This window comes from Brevibacillus borstelensis (assembly GCF_036700025.1).
Taxonomy (GTDB): domain Bacteria; phylum Bacillota; class Bacilli; order Brevibacillales; family Brevibacillaceae; genus Brevibacillus; species Brevibacillus borstelensis.
In genome coordinates this window covers 444,575-465,249 of the sequence record NZ_CP144922.1, presented here as the reverse complement: position 1 = coordinate 465,249, position 20,675 = coordinate 444,575, and the positions used below count along the sequence as shown (strand labels likewise).

General features: G+C 52.5%; 21 protein-coding genes. 8 read left to right on the top strand and 13 right to left on the bottom strand.

Annotated features, from left to right (window positions below):
- Positions 1–2: 2 nt before the first annotated feature.
- The 5 genes from V5G20_RS02290 to V5G20_RS02270 form a co-directional block, all read right to left on the bottom strand.
- The gene (locus V5G20_RS02290; protein ID WP_003388662.1) at positions 3–791 is read right to left on the bottom strand and encodes an ABC transporter permease; all 789 of its coding nucleotides are present in this window, start codon (positions 789–791) and stop codon (positions 3–5) included.
- Positions 792–796: 5 nt separating this feature from the next.
- A complete protein-coding gene (locus tag V5G20_RS02285) occupies positions 797–1,618 on the bottom strand; it encodes an ABC transporter permease (protein WP_003388663.1) in 822 nt (273 codons plus the stop codon).
- A 26-nt stretch (positions 1,619–1,644) separates the two neighbouring features.
- Positions 1,645–2,598 carry a nucleoside hydrolase gene (locus tag V5G20_RS02280; RefSeq protein ID WP_031932503.1) on the bottom strand — a complete coding sequence of 318 codons (954 nt, stop codon included), beginning with the start codon at positions 2,596–2,598 and terminating at the stop codon, positions 1,645–1,647.
- An 85-nt stretch (positions 2,599–2,683) separates the two neighbouring features.
- Positions 2,684–3,766, bottom strand: coding sequence for an ABC transporter substrate-binding protein (locus V5G20_RS02275; protein WP_172920271.1), 1,083 nt, complete (start codon positions 3,764–3,766; stop codon positions 2,684–2,686).
- Between the two features lie 413 nt (positions 3,767–4,179).
- Positions 4,180–4,527, bottom strand: coding sequence for a hypothetical protein (locus V5G20_RS02270; protein ID WP_003388668.1), 348 nt, complete (start codon positions 4,525–4,527; stop codon positions 4,180–4,182).
- A 1,038-nt stretch (positions 4,528–5,565) separates the two neighbouring features.
- On the opposite strand from V5G20_RS02270, the gene V5G20_RS02265 reads away from it, so the two are divergent.
- Both V5G20_RS02265 and V5G20_RS02260 read left to right on the top strand, forming a co-directional pair.
- A complete protein-coding gene (locus V5G20_RS02265) occupies positions 5,566–6,510 on the top strand; it encodes a helix-turn-helix transcriptional regulator (protein ID WP_171506139.1) in 945 nt (314 codons plus the stop codon).
- Positions 6,511–6,586: 76 nt separating this feature from the next.
- Positions 6,587–7,165 carry a DinB family protein gene (locus V5G20_RS02260; protein WP_171506143.1) on the top strand — a complete coding sequence of 193 codons (579 nt, stop codon included), beginning with the start codon at positions 6,587–6,589 and terminating at the stop codon, positions 7,163–7,165.
- Between the two features lie 210 nt (positions 7,166–7,375).
- Here the strand turns inward: V5G20_RS02260 and V5G20_RS02255 are convergent, their stop codons facing one another.
- From V5G20_RS02255 to V5G20_RS02245, 3 genes are all read right to left on the bottom strand, one after another.
- Positions 7,376–8,362, bottom strand: coding sequence for a lipoate--protein ligase (locus V5G20_RS02255; RefSeq protein ID WP_338463130.1), 987 nt, complete (start codon positions 8,360–8,362; stop codon positions 7,376–7,378).
- A gap of 216 nt (positions 8,363–8,578) precedes the next feature.
- Entirely contained in the window at positions 8,579–8,785 is a 207-nt protein-coding gene (locus V5G20_RS02250) for a YwbE family protein (RefSeq protein WP_024983014.1), read from the bottom strand.
- Positions 8,786–8,910: 125 nt separating this feature from the next.
- Positions 8,911–9,522 carry a class I SAM-dependent methyltransferase gene (locus tag V5G20_RS02245; RefSeq protein WP_024983015.1) on the bottom strand — a complete coding sequence of 204 codons (612 nt, stop codon included), beginning with the start codon at positions 9,520–9,522 and terminating at the stop codon, positions 8,911–8,913.
- Between the two features lie 188 nt (positions 9,523–9,710).
- Between V5G20_RS02245 and V5G20_RS02240 the strand changes: the two genes are divergently transcribed.
- Positions 9,711–10,190 carry a CarD family transcriptional regulator gene (locus V5G20_RS02240; protein ID WP_003388675.1) on the top strand — a complete coding sequence of 160 codons (480 nt, stop codon included), beginning with the start codon at positions 9,711–9,713 and terminating at the stop codon, positions 10,188–10,190.
- A 229-nt stretch (positions 10,191–10,419) separates the two neighbouring features.
- On the opposite strand, the gene V5G20_RS02235 is transcribed toward V5G20_RS02240, so the two are convergent.
- Both V5G20_RS02235 and V5G20_RS02230 read right to left on the bottom strand, forming a co-directional pair.
- Positions 10,420–11,337: a hypothetical protein gene (locus V5G20_RS02235; RefSeq protein ID WP_251247250.1), complete on the bottom strand. Its 918-nt coding sequence runs from the start codon at positions 11,335–11,337 to the stop codon at positions 10,420–10,422.
- A complete protein-coding gene (locus V5G20_RS02230) occupies positions 11,312–11,896 on the bottom strand; it encodes an RNA polymerase sigma factor (RefSeq protein ID WP_338463129.1) in 585 nt (194 codons plus the stop codon). The genes V5G20_RS02235 and V5G20_RS02230 overlap by 26 nt, the downstream gene beginning before the upstream one ends.
- 178 nt (positions 11,897–12,074) lie before the next feature.
- Between V5G20_RS02230 and V5G20_RS02225 the strand changes: the two genes are divergently transcribed.
- The 5 genes from V5G20_RS02225 (at position 12,075) to V5G20_RS02205 (ending at position 17,737) form a co-directional block, all read left to right on the top strand.
- A complete protein-coding gene (locus V5G20_RS02225) occupies positions 12,075–13,700 on the top strand; it encodes an AraC family transcriptional regulator (protein ID WP_338463128.1) in 1,626 nt (541 codons plus the stop codon).
- An 85-nt stretch (positions 13,701–13,785) separates the two neighbouring features.
- Entirely contained in the window at positions 13,786–14,805 is a 1,020-nt protein-coding gene (locus V5G20_RS02220) for an ABC transporter substrate-binding protein (RefSeq protein ID WP_024983017.1), read from the top strand.
- Positions 14,806–14,815: 10 nt separating this feature from the next.
- On the top strand, positions 14,816–15,823 hold the full coding sequence (locus V5G20_RS02215) for a FecCD family ABC transporter permease (RefSeq protein ID WP_003388681.1): 1,008 nt from the start codon (positions 14,816–14,818) through the stop codon (positions 15,821–15,823).
- The gene (locus V5G20_RS02210) at positions 15,816–16,841 is read left to right on the top strand and encodes an iron ABC transporter permease (RefSeq protein WP_338463127.1); all 1,026 of its coding nucleotides are present in this window, start codon (positions 15,816–15,818) and stop codon (positions 16,839–16,841) included. Before V5G20_RS02215 ends, V5G20_RS02210 begins: the two co-directional genes overlap by 8 nt.
- Positions 16,842–16,876: 35 nt before the next feature.
- Entirely contained in the window at positions 16,877–17,737 is an 861-nt protein-coding gene (locus V5G20_RS02205) for an alpha/beta hydrolase (RefSeq protein ID WP_422387989.1), read from the top strand.
- Between the two features lie 277 nt (positions 17,738–18,014).
- Here the strand turns inward: V5G20_RS02205 and V5G20_RS02200 are convergent, their stop codons facing one another.
- From V5G20_RS02200 to V5G20_RS02190, 3 genes are read right to left on the bottom strand one after another with little or no spacing between them, the layout of a single operon-like run.
- Positions 18,015–18,806 carry an ABC transporter permease gene (locus V5G20_RS02200; protein ID WP_279041643.1) on the bottom strand — a complete coding sequence of 264 codons (792 nt, stop codon included), beginning with the start codon at positions 18,804–18,806 and terminating at the stop codon, positions 18,015–18,017.
- Between the two features lie 5 nt (positions 18,807–18,811).
- Positions 18,812–19,585, bottom strand: coding sequence for an ABC transporter ATP-binding protein (locus tag V5G20_RS02195; protein ID WP_024983022.1), 774 nt, complete (start codon positions 19,583–19,585; stop codon positions 18,812–18,814).
- Between the two features lie 4 nt (positions 19,586–19,589).
- Complete coding sequence (locus V5G20_RS02190; protein WP_003388687.1) at positions 19,590–20,651, bottom strand: ABC transporter substrate-binding protein; 1,062 nt, start codon at positions 20,649–20,651, stop codon at positions 19,590–19,592.
- Between the last annotated feature and the right edge of the window lie 24 nt (positions 20,652–20,675).

The window sequence follows — 20,675 nt, the reverse complement described above, 5'->3', positions numbered from 1 at the left end:
CATTATCGTTTGGTAAAGTAGGACAAACCCATGAGACGTTCAATGATGAACATGAAGATAGCCGTAATGATCATCAGCAATACCGAGATGGCGGCGATCGTCGGATCGAAGTAGTTCTCCACGTACGTCAGCATCTGGATCGGCAGTGTGCTGACCCCTGGCCCCGTCATGAACACGGAAATGTCGACATTGTTGAACGATTCGAGAAAAGCGATCAGGACCGCCGCGATAATCCCCGACCGAATGTTGGGGAGTACGACTTTGAAGAAGGTTTCCAGCCGTCCGGCCCCCAGACTGAGCGAGGCCTCTTCGATGGCAAAATCAAAGTTGGACAGGCTGGATGCGATGACCCGGATGATAAACGGGAGCATCAATACGGTGTGCCCGACCAAAAGGCCCGCGTAAATCGGCAGTTGGTACGTGATGATGACGTATTTGAGCATGGCAAATCCCATGACGATTCCCGGAATCAGAACGGGAGAGATGAAGACGCCGTTTAGAAGCGACTTCCCCTTGAACTGAAAGCGGCTCAGCGCATAAGCGGCCGGGATGCCCAAAGCCAGAGCCAGCAAATTTCCCGCCAGCGACACAATCATGGAGGTTTTGAATGTCTCCATGAACATTTCTACCTCAAAAATGTTTTCATACCATCTCAGCGAGAAGCCCTGAGGCGGAAATTTCAACACCGTGCCGGGCTCGAATGAGGTAACCGAAATAATCAGCAACGGCCCGAGCAAAAAGAGAAAGATTAAAAACGTAAACAGGGCGAGCCCTCGATTTTTCTCCCGCATGCCTCTTACCCCTTCGGATTTAGTTTCGTAGCCAGTTTGTTCATCAGCCCGATCACGATAAAGGTGATTGCAATCATGATCGTGGCGATCACGGAGGCCATATGCCAGTCATTCAAGGTAATCGCGTTTTGATAAAGGAACGTCGAGATCACCCGCTGCTTCCCTCCGAGAAGCGCCGGTGTCGTGTAGGCGGTCAGGCTGCCCACAAAGACCAGAATGCTGCCGATGATCAAGCCCGGCACACTCAAAGGAACGATCACCTGGCGAAACGCCGTAAACTTGGATGCACCCAGGCTTTCTGCCGCTTTCAGCAGGTCTGGATCGATATTTTCCATGACCCCTACCAGTGTGATGATGATCAGCGGGAGAAACAGGTGAATCAGGCCGATCATCATGGCGCTCGGCGTATAGAGGATTTCCAGCGGCTTTTCGATCAGCCCCAGCGAAAGCAGCGAGCTGTTCAACAGCCCCTTTTTCCCAAGGATGATCATCCAACTGAACGAACGGACGACAGAGCTGGTCAGCAGCGGGAAGATCGCCAGCGCGAGCAGAACTCCCTTTTTCCGCGGTCCGAGCTTGGAGATATAGTAGGCTGCCGGGAAGCCCAGCAGAATGCATGCAATCGTCGTTACCACGCTTACCTGCAAGGTTGTCCACAAGATCTTCAGGAAGTACGGGTCGGCGAGAAAGTGCAGATAGCCCTCAAGCGTAAAGCTTCCTTCCTGGAAAAACGTAGACAGTATCGTCATTGCAATGGGAATGACCATAAACAGCGTTAAAAACAGCAGTCCAGGCAGCAGCAACAAATACAAACCCAGTTTTTTCATCACATGTACTCCTGTTCCTGATTTCGCTACGACTGCAGCGTGCGGATAAATAGGTCGAGAAACGCTTTGGAATCTACCTCAAGGCAAACGTCCATGTTCGGCGCTTTGGACAAGCGGTTTTGGAAATCGCATACTGTCTGGCCGTCGCACAGCTCGCTCCGGGTCTCCACGTCCACAAAAAGCTTCCGGGTCCCTACCAGGTCTTTTTGCAGCGCGACCCCGACTGCGAGCGGGTCGTGCAGGGCACATGCACGTACGCCATTCCTCTCAAAGTAGCGCTGCATGTAATCAGCCGTGCTTGTCTTCACGTATTGGCCGACAGGAGTGTCTCCAAGCTGGCGGATATGCTCCTCCGTCAACAACGCTTTGCGCGTCACGTCCAGACCGACGAGTGTGAGCCTTTGGAATCCGGCGTGAAAGACGATCTTGGCCGCTTCGGGGTCGACGTAGATGTTGTACTCCGCCGTCGGGGTAACGTTTCCGAAATCCTTGACCACGCCGCCCATCACAATCACTTCTTTTACATGGCGGACGATCTCCGGACATTTCCGCACCGCCAATGCGAGATTGGTCAGCGGCGCCGTCATGATCAAGGTGATTTCTCCGTCATGGCGCAGCACGTTCTCGATCAGGAAGTCAGGGGCAAAGCCGACTGCTGCTTGTGTCTTCACGGAAACGTCCTGCAGCGCTCCGCCAAGCCCGTCCTCTCCATGGACCCGGTGTTCAAAAAAGGTCGGTCTGAGTACAGGACGGTCTGCTCCACGGATCACCGGAATTTCCTTCTCCACGCCCAAAAACTCCAGTACCTTCAAGGTGTTCTCCGTCGCTTTTGCCAGCGACACATTTCCGTTCACCGTCGTGATCCCGAGAATATCGAAGCGTTTGCTTTTGACTGCCAGCATGATGCCCAGGGCATCGTCAATTCCGGTATCGACATCGAGGATGACTTTTTCTTTCACGGCAGGGTCCTCCTTTGGCATGTACAATTGCCAGCGTTTACTTGTCCTTTTGACAGAAAAACAAGGGCATATGTGTGTGATATACCCTTGTTTTCGTCTTAGCGATCTATTGGGCGATTTCCCGGTTCCAGCGGTCAATCCATGCTTTGGATTGCTCGTTTACGGCCTTCATGTCCAGCTTGCGCAGCTTGCCGATGACCTCTGCACCGTAGGTGACGCCTTTTGCTTCCTCGTCGGAAAGCTGTACGTTCGTATTTACAGGAGAATCGACTTTGGCTTTCGCCGATTTTTCCTGGACTTCCTCGCTCAACTGCCAGTTGATGAACGCTTCGGCCAGCTCTTTGTTCTTGCTTCCCTTGACGACGTTCACGGTGTTCATGACCGCGTAGCCGCCTTCCTCAGGGGATACGAATTTTGCTTCCGGTACGGCAGCCTGGATGTCCTTGAAGTACATTTCCATGATCGGACCGATTGCGATTTCGCCTTGGCTAAACATGTTCACATATTCGGAAGTTTTGTCGTAGTATTTTACGACGCCCGGATTCACTTCTTTTACCTTGGCAAACGCCTTGTCTTCATCGAATGCTTCGCTGCCCGCTACAATTGAAGCAGCGTCCAGCAGCATTGGACCGGTGGTCGACGTGATGTTCGGCAGTGTCAGTTTGCCGGCCATCTCCGGATTCCACAGGTCTTTCCAGAATTTCACCTCGGTCTTGATGACGGTCGGATTATAGGCAATGCCAAATTGGCCGATGGTATAGGCTGGGCCGTAGTCCTCGCCCAGCGGCGCTTTGGCGATGTCGTAGATTTGGTCAATGTTCGGGATCTTGCTGCGGTCGATTTTTTCAAACAGACCGGCATCGATGCCCTGCTGAGCATAGTAGTCGGAGAGGTAGATGACGTCTACTTGCGAGCTGCCCTGGCGGATTTTATTGAGTCGTTCCGCATTGTTTCCGATTTCCACGACGATTTTTACGTTGTGTTCTTTTTCAAACGGCTCGTACACTTCTTTGCGGAAAAAGTCCTCGGAGAAGCCCCACGTAGAGATAACCAGCTTTTTCGGTTCGCCTTTGTTTGAACCGCCTGCTGCTCCGTTTTCCGCTTGTCCGTTTCCTCCGCCGCATCCGGCCAAAGCCGCGGACAACAGGGAAATGGTCAGAAAGCCACCAAACAGTTTCGTTTTCTTCATCGCTATATTCCTCCACCCATTGCGTTATTCACTAAAATCGAACATTAATATAATAACATCAAAATACGTTCGTTTTTTTTAATTGTTTTTTAGTAAAAAGAAACAAAATAATGCTTATCATTGTCCTGTTTGCTAATCTTCAGTTGTGTTTGGGTTCGCTCGGCTGCGTTTTTCTACGTTTTGTTTTGCTTCATTTCGCTTGTTTATCTTGCGCTGCAGTCTCACCGCCTTGCCATTTGTATTTTTTTGCCAAATAGAAAAAGAAAAGTACCCTTGGTAGAAAACTTGCTTTCTAACAAGAGCACTTTTCTTTGTAAACAAAGAACAGTGACGCCCGTTTCAGCCACGCTCCGGTCATCTCTTAAGATAGATCAAAAGGGATAATCCGTTCACTGGCGGTTTCACGTATTCGATTATGGCGACTCCAACAAAATCACATTGGTGATCGCCCACAACGTCGGTGCATCATAATCCCGCAAGACTGCCTCAATGCGCAGACCCATCTCTTCCTCCAGCCGCTCGCGGAGTCTCTTTTTGTACAAAAGCGACATCCGGAAATCGACTTCCAGCTTGAGCGTTGGGGCTTCACCTTCCAACGCTGCTGAACGAGGCGACCTGCGATGCTTGGCTTGAAAGGTAATGATCTGCTTGTCAATCTCCACTCGCAAGAGCGTTGTGCCAAATCCGAATAATTCCTTGGAGATCTCGTTGTAGATATGGCTCAGCTTTTTTTTACTCTCATTCGAGTCCAGTAGGCTCATGATATCACCTGCTAGAGCGATGTTCAGGTATATTCATTGTCCTCATTATACATATGATCTTGTCTTCGGGCAAGTAAACATTCGTATTTTCGCACAAATAATAGACGATGCGAAGCTTTATCATTCGGAATGGGCTTTATCCTGGCTTTATCCTGGTGTGTACCTGCTTTATGAGGATAGCCGTTGCTGTCGTGAAAATCTGTATAAGCAACGGGACTGCAGGGAAAGAAGCATGTTCCCAGACTCACTTCGGCTCCGCCCTGCGAGGAAGCTGAGACTGTCCGCTTCGCAAGCAATCGCGGGAAAGCGCAAAACGACGCGCAGCTTCGAAGCTTATTCATAGGTTGCGCTTTGTTTCCCCGCGATTGCTTGCGAAGCTGGGCAGGGCTCCACAGGCGTTCGTCTGGGAACATGCTTCTTTGACGAGCAGGGGGTTTGCTTCGGGTTTTTGCTGGGGGAGTCTTAAGGGAGGTAACGGATTTTGTAGGAAACTCAGGATGAGAAGGGAGTCTGAAGTGTTCAAGGATGACGGCTTATCCGATGGTTGAGATATGATCTGATGGCGAAGAAGGTGGACGCTTGCATAATAAGAATAAGGTTGCAATTCTGATTCAGACTCGGATTTCATTTCTTATTCCTCTGTCCTTTATCCTTCCCTCTTTGATTTACCCGGAAAAAATGTCTGAACGAACCCCAAAGCTGTAGAGATGAAAAAGCAGAAAAACGCGAAGGTCTTTGGGACACCTCCCAGGCAGAGCGAAGAGTGCGGAACACGCTTTTAGCGTCCAACTCTGAGAAGCTCCCTGAGTCGCTGCTTTTGGACGCGGTTCCGCTTTTGGAGTGGAGCCGGACAGTGAATCTTCCAAGCAGTGTCCCACCGAACCTTGAGCGTTTTTCTGCTTTTTCATCTCCTCCACCAAAGCCCGATCAGCGGCCTTTCGGGCTGTACCCATTGGAAAGAAAAAGAGCCCCAGTTGCCAGACGCCGACCAACCGATTACAGTGAAGGAAAATCACCTGCGGAGGGAAGCTGAACACGATGAACAAGACGGACCGCCTGCTCGCCATCGTACTCGAATTGCAGCGTAAAGGAACATTGCGTGCCGAAGATCTGGCAGCCATTTTCGAAACAAGCGTAAGAACCATCTACCGCGATGTCCAGGCGCTGTCAGAGGCTGGCGTTCCGATTGTCGGCGCTCCCGGGCAGGGATATTCCTTGATGGAGGGCTACTTTTTGCCGCCGCTTCATTTTTCGGCGGACGAAGCGGTAACCCTGCTGCTCGGACTCGACTTCGTCGAACAGCAGCTCGATCCGCTCTATCTCGCCAAAGCGAAAGCCTCGCGCAAAAAAATCGAAGCGATCCTGCCCCAAGCTGTACAGCGGGAAGTGGAGAAGACGCGATCCGGCATGAAACTGCTCACCGCCCAATCGGCAGCAGATGCCGATTCCCGGACGATGCTGCAATTGCTCCGTCAAGCAATACAAGAGGAAAGGAAAGTGCGGTTTCTCTATACGAAAAAGCTACCTGAAGCAGATGGAAATCGCCAAAACCTCCGTACCGTCGCTCCTTATGGCTTGGTATTCGTAAACGGCTCATGGGGACTGCTCGGGTACTGCGAGCTGCGGGCGGACATCCGCCGTTTTCTCGTAAAGCGAATGCGTGATCTTACCCTGTTGGATGAAAAAGCGGTGCGGCCTCCCGATTTCAATCTGCAGGACTATACCCCGGCAGATGACCGAACTATGACAATCACTGTCCGCATTGCGCATGACGTTTCCGACAAGGCAAGGGAATCGCGTTTCTATTATATAGACGCTATTCAGGACCATCCGGACGGCCTGCTCGTCACGCTCCGGGTCCGGCAGCCCGAGGAAGTGCTGCCATGGGTGCTCGGTTGGGGAAGCAAGGCGGTGGTCGTCGAGCCGGAATCGTTTCGGCTGCACGTGCGTAAAGAAATCGAAAACATGCTGAAACACTACTGACATACTGCTGTCAGGAGCGCTCTCGTATAGTAAGGAGAGTAGATCGAGAAAACGAGAGGAGCTGTCTGATATGCTTATGAATACGAAAGAGACGTTGAAAAAAATGGAGGAAATCACGGAGCTGTACGTGAGGGAACTGGACCGCTATGATATGGAGCAGCTCACCCGCAAACCAAGTGAAGACGAATGGTCGCTCGGACAAATGTATATGCATTTGATCCGCGCCGCCCTGTTCATGCAGCTTCGCCACGTGGATACCTTCAAAGCGCAGAGCGAGCAGATTGAAGCCGCAAACGGCGAAGCTGGCAGCGAGTCCTTGTCAGGCGGAGATACGCCAGGAGAAAAAACGGAAGCAGGGCAAGCGGTATTTGCCCAAGGCAGCCTCCCTCCTGTGCGCATTCGTGTCCCGGCCTCCCCGGAATATACGCCTCCGCAGCCGGAGAGCAAGGAGCAGCTTGCAGAAGGATTGCGCCAGGTTTTTAGCAAGATGCGCGAGCTGGAGCCGGTTTTGGCTGACATTTCTCCCGTCTTTACGGCTCCCCATCCAGCCTTTGGCCACTTGAATGCGACGGAGTGGTTCGCCATCGTAGAGATGCACTACCGCCACCACCTGCGGCAAAAAGAACGTCTGGATGCTCTGCTGATGCAGGTATGACCGACTGCTGCGAGAGACCGGCCGGAAGAAACTGAGGCACACGGTCCGAAGGCATGGGACCAACTCCAAGTGCCCAATAAGCAAAAAAGGCTCTTTCCTCGACACACGTTTCGCCGGGAAAGAGCCTTCCGCTTTTTTAAGACGTTCACTTGCTTCGAGTATGATACAGCACCCATGCGGCAGGACTCGGGCTATTGCCGCCCCTCCTCGCTACAGCACCATCTCCAGCCATTCCTTTTTGGTGACCGGCCCGAAATAATACGCGAGATCCAACGTATCCAGCACCTGCTCCAGTGCTTCCCGGTCATACCTTACACCCACCAGCTTGTCCGTAAACTCCGAAGTTTCGCCCAAGCCAAAGAAGTCTCCATAGACGGAGGCAGATTTGATCAATCCCTTTTCCACGTACAGACGGACATCGAAGGTCCCTGAGCCAAGCCGCTTCACCCGCTTGACGTTGAAAGCCGGCGACTTGCCGTAGTTCCAGTCCCAGTTCCGGTAGCGCTCCGCCGAGATCTGGTCGATGCGTTTCCAGTCTGCTTCAGTCAGTACATACTGCTGCACTTGTGATCCGGCAAAAATCGAGTTGAGAATGTGCTGCCGAAATTGTTCGATGCTCATCGGCTCACGCAAAAACTCGGAAATGTTGGCCACGCGGCTGCGAACCGATTTTACCCCTTTGGATTTGAACTTTTCCGGGTTCACATTCAAGGCTGAGGCTACATTTTCCATCTGGGAGTCAAACAGCAGGGTCCCGTGCGTAAACATGCGCCCTTTGGTGGAAAACTGGGCGTTGCCGGAAATTTTCCGCTCCCCTACCTGAATGTCGTTGCGTCCCGTCAGTTCAGCTTCGACGCCCAGCTCGTTCAGCGCTTTTACGACCGGCTCCGTGAACTTGCGGTAGTTGTGAAAGGAGTTCCCGTCGTCATTGGTGATAAAGCTGAAATTGAGATTGCCCAGATCGTGGTAGACAGCCCCTCCACCGGACAGGCGGCGGACGACGTGAATGCCGTTCTTGGCTACATAGTCGGCATTGATCTCTTCGGCCGTATTCTGGTTCTTGCCGATGATAATAGACGGTTCATTTATGTAGAAAAGCAGGTAGTCGTGATCGGCAGGGAGATATTTCAATGCGTATTCTTCGATGGCCAGATTGATCCTGGGGTCGGTTATGTTTTGATTGTCGATGAAAAGCATCAGGCTTGTCCTCCTGTCACTCTTTTGTCTTTTGCTTTTATTTCTGCCTCTGTCGAAGGCCGGGAAAACGGATGCACTCTCTTGTACTATAACCGATCCGGCCCTTTTTTCCTATGAGTCTGCTCTCTGTATGGCACACTCTCTGTCACTTCCAGGCAAAAAAAAAGAGAAGCGTCCGGCCTCTCTTTAAAACGAACGCCCCTCCGCGTCCGTTTGTCATTGTTTTTCAGAGGACACGATCGTCTTCACTCTGCCGACCTGCCCATCCTGCAAGCGAACCTTTATCCCGTGCGGGTGAGCCGGAGAATTGGTCAGAAGATCTTTGACGATCCCCCGCGTCGTCTTTCCGGTGCGTTGATCCTGTTTGAGAACGATCTCGACCTCAAGTCCCGGATATATGTTTTTTCGCTGCTGCCCCGCCAGGCTGGTTGGCAGCGGTTGATTCGCTTTGTCTGCCATTGTTCGCAAAACCTCCAGTTGTCTGTATCCTTCCTTGTCTTACAGCCTTCTTTTGAACCTGCTCTGTCGACAAGCTCAACCCAACATCCTCACTTCGTGCAAACCGCCACTCCGATAAAATAACGAACGCCGTTTCTCGGCTTCTCAAAGGTAACACCCCGCTGATAGTAGATGTCTACATCTGAGAAACGGACAAACAGCTCCTGGAACTCTTCCGGCGTCAGCTGATGGACATGAAAAGGCTCGCTGGTCGGCATGCCTCTCCCCCGTCCGAACGGACTGGACAAAACAAGCGTCCCGCCCGGCTTCAGCAGACGATAAAGCTGGTCCATGAACCGAACGTCATCCGCTACATGCTCAATCGTTTCGAAACTGAGGATCGTATCAAACATCCCGAGCTTTTCCGGCAGGTGCGGGTCAAGCGCATCGCCCTGCTGATAGACAACCTTTTGGTGATTGTACTCCCGATTGGCATACTCGACCGTTTCCGGATCAATATCCACCCCGACAATCTCGGTGACTTCGCGCTTTCGGTCCTTGGCCACCATATGACAGCCATATCCAGTGCCGCATGCCAAATCCAACACCCTTCCGCGGATGTACGGAGTGGCGAAATAATAGCGGGCGATGTGCTCCAGCAGCATGCCATTTGTCGGCTTTAGCAGCTTGGGGATAATCCTTTCTCCTGTCCATGAAAGCATACCCGTCACCCCTTCCTGCATGATTTTCTCCCATCTTACCGCATTCACAGGCAAATTCATAGAAACGGCTCGGAAAGCACCCAAAGTCATTATTGACATAAAATATTTTCATGTGGTAAGATTATTTATTTTTACCGAATATCAAATTTGTGTTATACTAGATGTATTACAAGATCGGGGGTGGGGTTATGTTTCACATTGGCGACAAGATTTTTTATCCGATCCACGGAGCCGGAGTGATCGAAGCCATTGTTGAGAAAGAATTTCTCGGCGAAAAACAGCCATACTTTGTTTTGGACATGTTGCTTCGAGAACTGCAAATCATGGTCCCGCTGCACAAGATGGACGATCTGAACATTCGCCCGATTGTAGAAGAGCATACACTGGAAGCTGCTTTTGTCGCCCTGAACGAGGGAGAGCCTGACTTGAGCGTCACCGCTGCCCAGAGACACCGCATCAATATGGAGAAGATCAAACGCGGGGATATTTACGAGGAGGCCGAAGTCATCCGCGATCTGACCTGGATCTCGAGAACAAAGGTGCTCGGCACAGGAGACAAGCTTATGCTCGATCAGGCACAGCAATTATTCATCAGCGAAGTAGAACTCGTCAAAGGGATTGCAACAGAAGAAGCATCCGCCCTATTGATGCAGGCCATTCATCGGTAATTTATCACTGGCTATAGCAATACCCTCCACTACCTCAACGAACCTGTGAGGCAGTTTTTTTATGCGATACGCAAACAGGAGCTCCCCTCGTCTTTTCAGACATGAGGGAAAGCCCCTTTTTTCTATGTTTTTTGATAGACCATGCAGTATTGTTCCAGATCGCTGTTTGGCCATTTGATGATGTCCACGATCGCGAACTGGTTTTGTAAAAATTTTGGGTCAGGAGAGATTATTTCACGAGCTTTTCCGCGATGGCGAGCAAGTCTTCCTTAGCAATGTCCGGGGAAGAAGTCGATACAAAGACCATCAATTTTTTATCTTCCTTGTAAAATTGAATGGACTTGTCAACCCTTACTACACTTCCGTTTTCTCCCTTGAGATTAGTCAGTTGGTAAAGGGCCTCCTGGCCGCCTACTTTTACATTTTCCACAGTATCGTCCGGGCCTGCTTCCGCGGCAGAATACTTGACTTTTTCAAAGTTCTCGATTCTTACCGTAACGTCACCTTTGCTATTGGAATAGGTACCTGCTATCAGCTGGAATGTCGGTTCCACCTTCAGTTCTTTTACGATGACATCCTTCTTTGTTTCCTCTGCCTCTTTATAAAAGTCTTCCTTGTTGTAGTCACGAATGACTTCGTGTTGAACCGAACCATCTTTAAACGTGAAACCGCCTGCCAATTCGGCCGGGAAAGTAAACTTGTCTCCCGCCTCCTTCTGTATTACTGCCCGGTCAGTCGAGGTAATCGGGATCTGGAAGAAGCTCACGATCTTATTCGGATTGTCCGGGACGATATAGACCGCAGCAGCATTGCCCGGTTTGACAGATTCACGGACTTCATTGAACAATTGGCTGTAGGTTTTATGCTGACCCTCTCCCGGTTCTGCTGTCGTGTGGGTGATCTGCGATACGACTTCGCCTTTTTCATTTTTCAATTCATACACTTTTACCGCCCCATACGCTGTTGTCACACTGAATACCACACACGCCGCAATGATCAATCCCATTCTTTTTTTCACTCGAAACTCCTCCTTTTTATTTTGCCGCTCGCGCAAACGATCCAGCACCTGATCCTTAATATCAATCTGGGGAACTGGTGTATCCGTTATCAGCTGTTTGACTTCATCGAATGAGTCTGAACGCTTCACTCATTTCCCCACCTTTCTGCGAAAGTAGTTGGTTTTTGCACTTTTTCATTGCCCGTTCGTATCGTTTTCTCAAGGTTGCCGGCTTTTCTTGGAAAAGAACAGATAACTCCTCATAGCCTTTTTCTTCGATTACCCGTAAAAGGATCAAATTTCGTTCCTCCGGGGATAGAGTCGATAACGCCCGATGGAGGGGAGCGCTCAACTGGCCCTGTTCCACCCGGGCTGCTCCTTCCTCTCGGTCATCCGCCGGCACCCGATTGTTCAAAAAGGGAACCAGGCGGTAAAGCCGCTTTCGCTTGATCAGGTTGAGACAGTGATGATAGGCAATCTTGTAGACCCATGCGGAAAAGGAAACCACTTCCGTGTACTTTTCCAGGTTTTCATAGGCTTTTATGAAAACCTCCTGAACCGCGTCCTCCGCCTCCTGCCGATGCCCGAGCATGTGATAGCAATAAGTGAAAATAGGCTGCTGCAATTGCTCAATGACCATTCCGAACCCTTCAAGCGAACCGGAGGCCTTGATCTCCACGACAAGCCGCTCGATTTGCTCTTTATCCAAGAGCTTTTCACCCCCTTTTGCCCTTCTATAACAATCAACGATCGCACTTTGTGACCGTATCCGAAAAATTTTTTTCGTTTGCCAAAACTGTCTACTGGCAATTGACCATAAAAGTGCGTCTATGCTAACGTAAGGTAGTGATAATGATTATCATTATTGAAATTTGGAGGTTTCCAGCTTGGAATATACCCCTGACCATACACAATCTGTCCAAAACATTTTAAACGACCTGTGGCTGAAGCTGCAGAGCGCCGAACTGATTCGCGTCGGCAAGATGGAACAACAGCTCATCGAGTCCCATATTCTCTTCGTCTCCAAAGCCGGAGAGGGGCGTTTGATGATCGATTTTCACGATTACCGATTGCGTCCGGATGCGATTCATTTCGCTTATCCCGGTCAAACCATCGGGGTGTTTGCCGAGTCTGAAAAGGAAGTCGAGCTATATGCGGTCAGATTCGCGGTTTTGGAAGACACAAAGACCGCTAGTGTCTTCCCCTTGGCGGGCGAGGTGCCGGTTTACCCCGAGCCCAAGGCTTTGCTGCTGTGCGATCTGGTTACCGCTTGTTTTCGCAGCGACCAACCGTTGGAACATTTTCGCGGGCAATCGGCGTTTTTGGAGCTGATGTATGTGCTGCTGAAAAAGATCCGGCTTCTCCCCGAGCGGGACCCGCGAACAACGCTGGACAGCATCAAGACGTATATCGAAGCTCACTACCAGCAGAATCTGACGATTGAACAGTTGGCCCGCATGGCCGACATCAGTCCGAAGTACTTTGTCGACCTGTTTAAAAAGACGTACGGAAAAAGCTGCATCGACTACCTGACAGAGGTGAGGATCAACAACGCCAAACGGCTCATGCTGCAATCCGATATTCGCCTTCGCGATCTTGCCCACCAGGTAGGCTATAGCGACGAGTTCTACTTTAGCCGAAAGTTCAAGAAAGTGGTAGGAGTTTCCCCCAGCATTTACATAAAAAACCGCCGCCGGAAAATCGTTGCCTATACTCCGTCCATTCTCGGACATTTGCTCGCGCTGCAGATCACGCCCTACGCCGCACCCCTCCACCCGAAATGGACGCATTACTACCATCGGCGGTATCGGGCGGATATTCCGCTGCACCTGAGCGCCTATCGGTTCAACCGGGACTGGGAATCCAATGTGGAAATGCTCGCCCATGCCAAGCCGGATATCATCGTGTGCGACAAGGACAGCCTGCACACCAGGGAGCGGGAAGAGCTGGAGCAAATCGCGCAGATCCTCTACATACCCGGAGCGGGGATGCACTGGCGGGATCAACTGAAGCTGACGGCCCAGTTGTTGGGGGCGGAGCATGAAGCCGACTGCTGGCTGCGCAGCTACGACCAAAAGACAAAGTCCGCCAGGGAGCGGCTACATCGGGAACTGAAGGATGACAAAGTGCTCGCCATGAGTATCTACAAAAAAAGCTTCTACGTATCTCCGGCTCGCGGGATGATGGATGTCCTCCGCCGCGATTTGATGCTGAACGTCATTCCCGGCCCGCGTCCTGACGAACACCGGCAAGCCATTTCCGTGGAGCAATTGGCCGATCTGGACCCCGATCATATTTTGGTCAACGTTTGCCAGGAGCCGGAATCGCTTGGGGAATGGCACCATTTGCAATCGTCCGCAGTTTGGCGGGATTTGAAGGCCGTCCGCAAGAACCGGGTGCATCTCATCTCCTCCGACCCGTGGCGAGAATACTCCGCCTATGCCTGCGACCGAATGGTGGACGACCTTTTGATGCGGCTGCATGGAGATCGTCCAAATGATTTCCGGATATAGTCCATGTTCCGTTCGCGGGAGCTGGTTTATACTCATTGTTGAGAATGATTATCAAACGCATTTCCTGGAGAGGAGAAAAGCAACGATGCTCAAAAAATATTGTGCGGTACTGTTCGTTTCCCTGATGGCAGCGGCGCTTGCGGCATGCGGAGCCGACAAGGCGGCGACAACGGCAAACGGTTCATCGACAAGCCCTGCCGTGGCCCAGGAAGCTGGCGGCAAGCCTGCTGCCAATCCGGCAAACGCTACCGCCGAATCAAGGACAATCCAATATCTCGGGAAAGACTACACGGTTCCGGCTGTCGCCGACCGGATTGTGATCACCGGATCGGTCGAGTCAATGGAGGATGCTCTCGTGCTTGGCGTGAAGCCGGTTGGGGCGATGACGACCGGAGGCAAGTTCGCTCCGGTGTTCGCCGAGATTACCGAAGGAACCGTAGGGATCGGGGAGAAAACACAGCCGGATATCGAGGCGATCTTGAAGCTGAAGCCGGATGTGATTCTGGCCAGCACCAAATTCCCGGCAGAAACCATCGAGAAATTGAACAAAGTCGCTACTACCATTCCGGTCTCCCATATATCGACAGACTGGGAAGCCAATCTGAACCTCTTGGCAGAGCTTGCCGGAAAGCAAGACAAGGCCAAGCAGGTGCTGCAAACCTACAAGGAACAAGTGCAGGAGCTCAAGGAAAAAATCGGGCCGATCTTTAAAGACAAAAAGGTTTTGGCCATTCGCGTCCGGGCAGGCAGCACGTTTATTTATCCGGAATCCGTATTCTTCAACCCGTCCCTTTACGCCGACCTCGGTGCGGAAGCTCCTGCGGAGGTCAAGCAGGCGAAGGCGCAGCATCTCATTTCCCTTGAAAAGCTGTCCGAGATGAATCCGGATTATCTGTTCGTCCAATTTGCCGAGAGCGAAAACAAAGACACCCCCCGGGTTTTCGAGGAGTTGCAAAACAACCCGATCTGGAAGAGCATCAACGCCGTTAAAAACGGCAATCTCTTCGTGAATATCGTAGACCCGGTTGCCCAGGGCGGCACAGCCTACAGCAAAGTGGCCTTCCTCAAGGCGGTAAAAGACAGTGGCATCCAGCAGACAAAGTGAGCAGAATACGATGCGTTCAAACAAGCTTGCATCTGCCCTGATCCTGGGGAGCTCGCCGGTTCTCATCGTCCTTGCGATCCTGCTGTCAGTCCTTTATGGGGCCAAGGAGATTGATGTGGATACGATTCGCGATGCGCTGTTCCATTTTGATCCGGGCAATGTCAATCACCAGATTATCATGCACTCCAGATTTCCGAGAGCGATCGGGGCCCTGTTGATCGGGGCCTTCCTGGCTATTTCAGGGGCGATCATGCAGGGGATTACACGAAATTATCTGGCGTCGCCTTCCATTATGGGGGTGACCGACGGTTCGGCTTTTGCCATCACGATCTGCATGGTGTTTATGCCCAACTCGTCCTCGATGGAGATGATTCTCTTTTCCTTTATAGGATCGGCCCTCAGCATCTTTCTTGTTTACACACTGTCCACCCTGCTGCCGGGGGGGCTCTCCCCGGTGCGCATGGCGATTCTGGGGACGATTATCGGCACGTTTTTGAGCAGCGTGGCTACCGCTGTGGCGACCTACTTTCAGGTGTCGCAAAGCATCAGCTTCTGGTACAACGCCCGGCTTCACCAGTTGGACCCGACGCTGGTCAAGCTGGCAGTCCCGTTTGCGGTGGTCGGCATACTGGCAGCGATCTGGCTCTCCAAGTCCATCTCGGTCCTGTCTCTCGGAGAGGAGATCGCCGTCAACCTCGGGCAAAAAACGACCGCTATCAAGTTTATGGCTACCGGAAGCGTGGTCATCCTGACCGGCATATCCGTAGCGCTGGCAGGAAAAATCGGCTTTGTGGGACTCATCGTTCCCCATATCGCCCGCTTTTTGGCCGGTGCCGACTACAGATGGATCATCCCGTGCTCCGGGGTGCTTGGCGGCATCTTTCTGGCGCTATGCGATGTGCTCAGCCGGTTTGTCAACTATCCGTACGAGATGCCGATTGGCGTGGTCACTTCCTTGCTTGGCGTCCCTTTCTTTCTCTATCTGATCCGGACAAGAGGGGGCGAAAAGCGTGCATAATGCTTCCAAAGGCCGTTACGCTGCCGTATTGGCCGCCGGGATCGGCGTGATTCTGGCCGCTGCTTATATCAGCCTGACGAACGGCTCTTTCGATATGACTGTGATGGATATTGTTCGGACGCTTTTGCGTATCGACCCGCAGCCGGAACATGATTTGGTCATCCTTGAGTTTCGTCTGCCGCGCATCGTCATCGCCGTGCTGGTCGGAATCGGGCTTGGCATTGCCGGAGCGGTCATTCAGGGAATTACGCGAAACGGCCTGGCAGATCCCGGCATTTTGGGAATCAATGCGGGGGCAAGCGCGGCCATGGTGATCTTTCTGTTTTTTTATCAGGGACAGGTAAAGGGAACCGGGTGGACGGCGATTTTGACCATGCCGCTTTTCGGGTTGGCTGGCGGTCTTCTGGCGGCCCTCCTGATCTACCTTTTTGCCTGGAAAGACGGGCGGCTGGAGCCGCAGCGCCTGCTTTTGACCGGGATTGCGATCGGTTCCGGGCTCGGTGCGCTCACCCTTTTTCTGACCTTGAAGATGAACGCGAGCGATTTTGAGATGGCAGTCGTCTGGAATTCGGGCAGCATTTACAACGCCAACTGGAAATATATCGCCTCCATCCTCCCGTGGCTGGTCTGTCTGATTCCCGTCATTGTCAGCAAGTCGGCCATCCTCGATGTGTTCAAATTGGACGAAGACATCGTCATCGGCATCGGTGTTTCGTCGGAAAAAGAAAAGGCAATGCTCATCCTGTGCAGCATCGGCATCGTGAGCGCCTGTGTTTCGGTGTCGGGTGGCATCGGTTTTATCGGACTGATGGCTCCCCACATCGCGAAGCGCCTGGTCGGCCATTTCCACCGGCACATGATTCCTGTTTGCGGACTGGTCGGAGCGGCGCTGGTGCTGGTCTCTGACACGATTGGCAAGCTCCTCTTTGCCCCGGCCGAATTGCCGGTCGGAATCGTCATTGCGATCATCGGTGTTCCCTATTTCATCTTTTTGCTTTCCAGAAAAAAAAGCCGTTGAGTCCGAAAAAAATACTGCGAGAGGAAGTAGATACAGTGGAGAGCCAGCAAAAGGAGCTTGAAGAAGTGAACGTGTGGGAAGGCGGAGGCGGGGTCTTTCTTCCCCAAACCGAACAGTACGCCATGCGCTCCAGCGTCAGCAGCCGGGAGTATCGCATTCTCATTTACAGGCCAAGCGAGGCTCCGCCACCCTCGGGGTATCCGGTGATCTATTTGCTCGACGCCAACGCCTTGTTCGCCACGATGGCGGAGGCCGTACGCATTCAGTCCCGCCGCTCCGAGAAGACGGGCGTTTTTCCGGCGGTTATTGTCGGGATCGGCTATCCAGAGGAAGCGCCGTTTCCGCCCGCCCGCTTTTATGATTTTACGATGCCAAGCCCCCTTGCCGAGCTCCCTCCTCGGCCTGATGGGACCGCGTGGCCGGAGCACGGCGGCGCCGAAGCCTTTCTGACTTTCATCGAGGAGGAGCTCAAGCCGAGGATTGAAAGCTGCTGCCCTGTCGATAAAAGCAGACAGGCCATCTTTGGGCACTCTCTTGGCGGTCTTTTTGTCCTGCAAGTCCTGTTCACCCGTCCGCACGCCTTCCAGACTTATATCGCCGGCAGTCCGTCCATCCATTGGAACAAGGCCTTTCTGCTGGAAGCCGAGAAGCAGTTCTCTTCCCTTGCAAAGCAGCAGGCAGTCGGCGACATCGGCATCATGATCGCGGTAGGAGAGCTGGAGAAGGGCCACCAGAGCCGCATGAACGAGAATGCAAAGGAGCTTGCAGAGCGTCTTTCCGCCTTGGCAGACTGCGGGATTCGCACCGAGTACAAGGAGTATGAGGGAGAAGGCCATGTTTCGGTGCTGCCGGGCTTGATCAGCCGCGCCGTGCGGTTTGTATCCCGCCCTTTATAAATGGGGCCGCTTCATAAAAGGGAGCCACTTTTCTTTATAAGCATAACGCCGAAGCCAACTTACCTGGACAACACCGCTACAGCCAGTCCAGCTTCTGCTATACAGGTACAACCATTTGCAGCGGAAAAGGAAAAAGCTGACGTATGCAAACTAGCTTGCAAACGTCAGCTTTTGTTTTCCTCTCAAGCAGCATGGAGGCGGGGACTCACTTTCCTGACAGCCTGACTTACGCTTTTGCTTTGAGTCCGGCCCCTTCGCCAAAGCCGCATCCCTCACATTACTTCCACGGAATCAGCTTTCGCTCCAGCCACTGCAGCGTGCGGTTGAAAATCAGACCGAGCAGGGACAGGAACAGCACGCCCACCATCAGCTTGGTCGTTATCATCAGGTTTCCGTAGTGCAGCACCATGGAACCAATCCCCTGCTGGGCCGCGATCATTTCCGCAGACACCAACAGGAGCAGCGAGGTTCCGGCCGCCAGCTTCAGACCGGCAAAGATCATCGGGAGCGCCCCTGGCAGGATCACTTTTCGGATGACATTGAGATGGTTGGAGCCAAAGGTGACAGCGGCCTTGATCAAAATGGGATCGACCGTTTTCACGCCCGAATACGTATTGATCACGACCGGGAAGAACACCCCGAGTGCGATGATTGCGACCTTGGGCATCTCGCCAATCCCGAACCAGAGGATGATCAGCGGCAGCAGGGCAATTTTCGGAATCGGATAAATCGAATAAACGATAGGGGTCAAAATGGCATCGGCCCACCGGGAGAACCCGAGGATCAGGCCAATCGCGATTCCACAGATCGCTCCGATGGCGTATCCCGCTCCGATCCGGTACATACTGGCCAGCAGATTCTCGATCAGCTCGCCGTTCACGAGCATGTCCCATGCCGCTGTCAAAATAGCGGAGGGAGCAGGCAAAAAGAGCGGGGGTACGATGTTCATCCGGCAGACGATTTCCCACAGTGCCACCAGTCCGGCAATCCCCAGTGCGGCGGCATAGCCCGGAATTTTTTGCTCCAGAAAGGCGACGCGGTTGGTAATGACTTGTCTTTGCTCGTTCATCTTGCTCACCCCTCCTTCAGCGCTTCCTGGGCATCGTGTTTGATCAGCTGCCAGATTTGATCGGCGTATTGCTCGAACTGGCTGCGGTACTCTTCTTTGTCCCTTCCTATTTTCGGAAGGTCAATGCGGATAATCTCCTTGATCTGGCCCGGATGTCTGGACAGGACAATCACCCGGTCAGCCAGGTAAACGGCCTCTTGAATGTTGTGCGTTACATACAGCGTGCTCAGTCTGGTCCGGTCCCAGATCGTCAGCAGCTCCTCCTGCATGAGTGTGCGCGTCTGGGCATCCAGCGCGGAGAAAGGCTCGTCCATCAACAGCAGATCCGGCTCGACCGCAAGCGCTCTGGCGATCCCGGCCCGCTGCCTCATCCCGCCTGAGAGCTGTTTCGGGTACGCCCCTTCAAAGCCCTGCAAGCCGACCATGTCGATGTAGTGCTTGCCCTTTTCCTGCTGCTCCTGTTTGCTGGCGCCGCTCTCTTCCAGTCCGTAGATGACATTTTCATAGACCGTCCGCCACGGAAACAGGGCAATTTCCTGAAAGACAATGCCTAGTTTGGGCTTTTTCCCCTGGGTTCCTTCAAAATAGACCGTCCCGCTGCTGGGCGACATCAAGCCTCCGACGATGTTGAGCAGCGTGGACTTGCCGCAGCCGCTCGGTCCGACCAGCACGACGAACTCCTGCTCTTCAATGGAAAAATTGATGTTCGTAAGCGCGGTCACTTCTCGTTTTTTTGAATCAAGAAACGTCTTGCCGACATCTTCGATGACAATTCTCATGCGATCACTTCCCTAACTTTTGCAAAGCATCTTCCAATAGCTGCGTATTCACGATTTCGCTCGTATCGATCGCTTTGTCGATCAGCTTTTCCTTGGCATACCACTCTACCTGGGTCTTGATGTCGGACTCCAGCAGCTTGCCGTCGCGGTCAATGTAAGGCAATCCTTTTTTGATCATGTCCGGCTCTTGATCGGTGTACTTGGCGATGATTTGGACGACTTCATCGTAATGCTCGCCAGGGACGATCTGTCCGTCTTTCTTTGTGAGAACGGCATCGTAGTAGTAACGGGTCGCTTTTGCGTATGCCTTCAGGAAGCGTTCGGCCACATCCTTGTTCTCAGCCAGCTTCGGAGAGAAGAAGATGCCCGAAGTTTGGTACTCGATCTCGTCGCCTACCTGCGCGATAACTTTGCCGTAGCCCTCGTCTACAACGGTCGAGATATTCGGCTCGTTCAAAAGAACAGCATCCACCTGCTTGCTCTTGAGCGCTTCCATCAATCCTTTGATGCTGTTGAGCGGAACGAGCTCCACGTCGCCAAGGCCAAGGCCATGCTTTTCCAGCATTCTGCCGGCCATGTAATGATAGGTCGATCCGGTCTGTGTAATGCCGATTTTCTTTCCCTTTAATTCTTCGATGCTTTTAAGTGGTGAATCGCCAGGCACTAACAAAGCAGAGGAGGAGTAGCCCTGCTGTTCCCTTCCCTTGTCGGCCACAATCACCAATTTTTGTCCGCCCGAAACCATATTGTACAGGCTAGCTGTAATCCCGGTTGCCCCGACATCCACGCTTCCTGCAGCTGTCGCTACCGCGATCGGCTGAGCAGCTTCAAACCACTTTGCCTGCGCATCAATGTTTTCCTCTTTGAAAAAGCCTTTCTCGATCCCGATAAACAACGGTGCAGAGCTTGTCAGCTTGAGCATCCCGATTTGGACAGTAGCGGCTTCCGCCTTCTGCTGCCCGTTTGATCCTCCGGCTGCGCTTTCCCCTTCCTGCTTTCCACAGCCAGCGAGAGCCAGGGATAGAGTCAATAGAGTGCTTGCAACTAGCATTGCTGATTTCTTCACGTAACGCCCCTCCATGTCGTGATC